Genomic DNA, 4,755 nt, shown 5'->3' with positions numbered 1-4,755 from the left:
GCTTTCAATTGTTCCATATCGCAGGGAGAGTCACGGAACATGCGCGAAAAATTCAAGTTCACCTTTCTAGTACCAACGTTTATAACACGCTTTTCTGGGAAGTCCTTACGCGAATTCAGCGATTGAATCTTTAACTTATTCACTTCACTCTTTCCTTATAAAAAGCTTATTTTCCACCTTCTAGGAAGAACTTTATCCTTTTTTAGCGTTCTACAGTAGTTCTTTCCTGTACTTGGCTCAAAATCGACAGTAAAAATAGAAAATAACACGAACAACAACCCTGTTGACCGGCCCGATTAGTTATCCACAAATTTTTAGAAATCATTCAGGTACTATAATAAAAGGATTAATAGCAACATTTATTTTTTAGAAACTTTAGAAGAACAATTACAAGAAATAAAAGAATAAAAAAACAAAAAGGATAATCTTAGGTTATAAGGTTATCCTTTTTAAATTTACCTGAATGATTTATAAATTTTCCATTCACTTTGATCTATTTTTTTTTGTGTTTTCTTTCGTCCTTTGAGGTTCCGAACAGGGTCATTGATTTTTTTAAGATTTCGTTCTCCAATTTTGCATCATATAATTCTTGATTCTTTTTCGTCAATTCTTCACGAAGTTGATCGATTTCGTTCTTGTTTACTAACTTACGTAATTTCTTCTTATTATGTTTCACTTTGGTTTTTCTGCCTTTCGGATGAGGCTTCAAGGCTTCTATACCATACTGATTGAAGGCTGTCCTCCAAAGACTGATTTGACAAGAATTAACATCAAATTTTGCGGATACTTCGGCTAAAGTTTCATCATGAGTTTGATAGTAGTTTATCACATCAACTTTAAACTCAACTGAGAAACTTCGTTTAACTCTTCTTCGTTTAAGAGCGTCTGCGCCGCTCAAACGAAAGTTTTGTATCCATCTACCTACTTGTATTCGAGGCAAGTTACGTTTCTTTGAAAGAAGACTGATACTAATGTCACCTTGAAGATATTCACTAACGACTTCTGCTTTTAATTCTGAACTATATTTGACCATAGAAAAAGTGCTCCATAACTGTTAGATTTCTTGTCTAACAATTATGGAGCACTTTAAAATTAAGTGAATAGAATTTACTAAACTATAAAAAATAACCTAAAACTAAAAAAAGATTAAGTTAATTAAAAATAAGTAGAAATTATGACACAGCAGATAACTTGTCATAACTTCTACTTATACTTAGTAAAGAATATACTTACCCAAAATCTTTATCAACAAATACAGGATGAATTGAATGGGTTTCTCTATAGCGTGTTACAGCGGCATCAACACCGTCTAATGCTTCTAGAATCATCTCTGGTGAAACTTTGAAAGACATGTTTTCGATTGTTTCGCCTTTATCTGTTGATTTTTTAGCAAATGCTTCTAGTTCGCTTTGGCTAACTTTGTCAAGATGGAATTCCTTTTTTGTCAATGGGAAACCGCAAGTCAGAAGGAATTCAATAAATTTGTCCAGTTCTTTTTGTGGTGTTCCGATAAGAACCAACTGAATCATAACTCCTAAAGCAACTTCTTCTCCGTGGCGGAACTTATCAGGATCGCCCTTTAAAACACTGAAACCATCATAAATTGAATGAGCAGCAGCTAATCCGGCACCTTCAGCTCCTAGTCCTGAAAGTAAAATATTAGCTTCTACAACTTTTTCAAGGGCAGTTGTGACGGTATTATTTTCTGAGGCTTCAAGTGCTTGATATGAATATTTCCACAAAGTATCAGCACATTGCCTTGCGACGGCCAACCCTGCATCTGTAGGATGTCCGCCAGCTAAAGTATGGCCATGGCTTTTGGCAACCTCAAGTCCCTCATAGTACGTAGAGAAGGCATCTCCGATACCTGCTAAAAGTGTGCGGGTAGGAGCTTGGGCAATTACTTGAGTATCTGCCATGATTAAGATTGGATGATGTGCATAAAAGAGATATTTGACGAATTCATGATCTTCTGTGTAGATGATAGACAATTTAATACATGAGGCATCGCAAGAAGCAGCGGAGGGACAGATTATATTTGAAATATCTAAAGCATTTGCAACGCCTTTGGAGGTATCAAGGGTTTTACCGCCTCCCAAGCCGATAATCACATCACTCGACTTGTCCTTTGCAATTTTTGTGACACGGTCAATTTCTTCAAGTGAAGATTCACCATTGAATTCAGTATAAGCAACTGTAAAACCATTTTCCGTTAAATAATCCTGAAACTTTTTACCGGCTGCTTTATAAACATCTTTATCCGCCAATAGTAAAAATTTACTTCCGTAAGGTTTCAGAATATCTGCACTATTCAGCAAGATATTTTTTCCTTGGACATAATGATCTGGGCTGCCGAACCACTTAAACTCTTTGCTGCTTGTCATTATAATTCCTCCTTTTGATTACGGGTACTGTCAAACGTACCTCGTTTTTGTTATTAATTTCCGAATATTAAAAAACACCCGAACGTCTTTTTCTGGTATTCTTGGTGTGCATACACCATTAATAGCCTATTTAGTTCTAATAATCAAGCTCCAAAGACAAATTATTTTGATCCTTTTAGCTCAGTTGGCTGAGATCTTTGATCATTCACGGCTGCCAAGAGCTGATAAACCGGTATTCAAGCGTTTTAACCAATTTCAGGTCGATGAGAAAGTCCCACTACTTCAAGCTGATATCGGTTCTGAAGCCCTCGACTACCAGCAGTTGATCGCTGAGTCGCTTGGCTACGAACTAGATAAAGCGAGCCAGCAAATATCACCGCACTACCAAGTAGGATCAGGCGGTTCAAACGCTTATTCTGGTACATTGACCACATGAATAACAGCATTACAATGGCCATGGTGGCGCCCATAATTAGCGCCATATACAGTCGCGTTTGGCTTAGAAAAATATGATCTAATTGGAACACATTAAGGTACATTAACCCATACATAATAACTGTAGAGACAAGAATCATCAGTAAAAATTTCGTGTATTGTTTCATGACGTCCTCCTCGCCTTCGCTGGCTTCATTTTGACTATAACAAAAAAAATAGGGTAGCGTCAAGAATCTTGTGTAAATGAAATGCCTTCGTACATATAATATGTATCTAACTTAAATAAATGATGCTTCCAAGGGGTCCTGGAGTCCTTTGAACCCTCGGTGGATCCGTTTCAGAGACTTCTCGTTATAAACATTAAACTGAGAAACCAGGAAGCGATCCAGTGAATCTTCCGTTGGAAATTGTTCTTTGTGGTGGGTGGTGCGCTTGAGATGCTTATTAAAGTTCCCAATCAGGTTAGTGGAGTATAGTGATTGCCGGGTAGCTGGTGGAAAGTCCATGAAAGTGAGTAAATTCGGCATTTTAAGCAGATCTTTGATTAATTTGGGATAGGTCTGATGCCAGTTGTTGGCGAACTCATTCAGTTTCAGTTCGGCTGCTTCACGGTTGGCGGCCCGATGAACTTGTTTAAAGTCACTGATCACGGCCTTGCGGTCTTTTACGCGAACTTTGTTCATCAGATTCCGCCCAACATGAACCAGGCAACGTTGTCGTTTGGCTTTAGGGAAATACCGATTCAAGCCTTCATCCAAACCAACTAACCCATCGGCCACAAACAACAGCACATCTTTAACGCCCTGCTTGATCAAGGTTCCCAGCAGTTCAGTCCAGATTCCAGTCGATTCCGTTGGCGCCACTTGGTAGTTCAGCACTTCTTTCGTACCATCTGGACGAATGCCAATCGCAATATGAACGGCTTCTTTTTGAACGGTATCCCGCTTTAACGGCAAGTAAGTGGCATCTAAGAAGATGGTCGCATATTGTGAAGCCAGTCGACGTTGCTGGAAAGCTTGAACCTGTTCATTGACGGCTTTAGTCATGTTGGAAACCGTGGCTTTGGAGTAGTGAGCACCGTACATTTTCTCAATGAGTTCGGCAATTTCAGCAGTGGTAATTCCCTTGGTATACAACTGAATGACCGTTGTTTCTAAATTATCACTGTGCCGACCGTAGGCTGGCAAGGTATGGTTTTCAAACCGGCCATTGCGATCTCGAGGAATGGTTAAGTTAAGTTGGCCGTACTTCGTATCAAACGAGCGCTCATAACTGCCGTTGCGGTTATTACCAGTGTTAATCCCAGCGTATGAGTAGCGTTCGTAACCCAAAAACTCTGCCAATTCGGTTTGAAGCAGCTGGTTAATCGCAATTTCGAGGTGGTGACGAAAAACTTCGTCCAAATCTTGCTTTTGGGCTAGTGCAGCGATAATTTCTGTGGTAAGTTCATTCATGGGGAATGCCTCCTGTGATGTTTTCTGTGGTTACTAAATATCATAAGGGAAGGCATTCCCTATTTCTATACAATTCAGAAATCTTTTATGCATTTACACAAGATATTTTACGCTCTCTGTTTTTTTGTTTAATGTTATAATAACTTGTTAATATCACTACATTTTTCGTAATTTCTAAGTGTAAAATTTATTGAGGTTCCCTCTAGACGAATAAAAAAGAAACCGTTACTCTATTCATTGGGCTGACAGGCACTAATGAATAAAGGCGGTTTCTTATGGATTCTATTGTAACAGATTTAGTGGAAGTAATGAAGAAGGAAAGAAATTTTTTAGCAAGAGAAAGAGCCATGATGATTTTTTTTGCGCAACTGATAGCGACAATCACCCAACTAGCTTTTCAAACGCTCGATGAAGAAATTTGTGCCCAATGGAAGAAAGAAGGCTTTCGCGTCGACCGCAAAAGCGAAAGAACCATCACCTTT

Annotated in this window: 4 protein-coding genes and 2 pseudogenes; 2 read left to right on the top strand and 4 right to left on the bottom strand. The window is 38.7% G+C overall.

Features of this window, described 5'->3' with window-relative positions; all coding sequences use genetic code 11:
* Window positions 1–493: 493 nt before the first annotated feature.
* Window positions 494–1,033, bottom strand: coding sequence for a helix-turn-helix domain-containing protein (locus G577_RS0109960; RefSeq protein ID WP_028791039.1), 540 nt, complete (start codon window positions 1,031–1,033; stop codon window positions 494–496).
* A gap of 196 nt (window positions 1,034–1,229) precedes the next feature.
* Window positions 1,230–2,384, bottom strand: coding sequence for a glycerol dehydrogenase (locus tag G577_RS11495; RefSeq protein WP_051176775.1), 1,155 nt, complete (start codon window positions 2,382–2,384; stop codon window positions 1,230–1,232).
* Between the two features lie 106 nt (window positions 2,385–2,490).
* Here G577_RS11495 and G577_RS12745 point away from each other — a divergent pair.
* A pseudogene (locus G577_RS12745) lies at window positions 2,491–2,724 on the top strand (DDE-type integrase/transposase/recombinase); the annotation flags it as partial.
* Here the strand turns inward: G577_RS12745 and G577_RS12740 are convergent.
* Window positions 2,630–3,049 carry a DUF305 domain-containing protein gene (locus tag G577_RS12740; protein WP_425314964.1) on the bottom strand — a complete coding sequence of 140 codons (420 nt, stop codon included), beginning with the start codon at window positions 3,047–3,049 and terminating at the stop codon, window positions 2,630–2,632. The pseudogene G577_RS12745 and the gene G577_RS12740 overlap by 95 nt on opposite strands.
* A gap of 48 nt (window positions 3,050–3,097) precedes the next feature.
* Window positions 3,098–4,273 (bottom strand): IS256 family transposase, encoded by a 1,176-nt coding sequence (locus G577_RS0109945; protein ID WP_028791038.1) that lies wholly within the window; start codon window positions 4,271–4,273, stop codon window positions 3,098–3,100.
* 275 nt (window positions 4,274–4,548) lie between these two features.
* On the opposite strand from G577_RS0109945, the pseudogene G577_RS0109940 reads away from it, so the two are divergent.
* Window positions 4,549–4,755 (top strand): annotated as a pseudogene (locus tag G577_RS0109940) (ISLre2-like element ISTeha1 family transposase); the annotation flags it as partial.

The sequence above is a fragment of the Tetragenococcus muriaticus DSM 15685 genome, assembly GCF_000423785.1.
Taxonomy (GTDB): domain Bacteria; phylum Bacillota; class Bacilli; order Lactobacillales; family Enterococcaceae; genus Tetragenococcus; species Tetragenococcus muriaticus.
The sequence above is the reverse complement of the archived record's forward strand: the minus strand, read 5'-3'. Positions and strand labels throughout refer to the sequence as shown.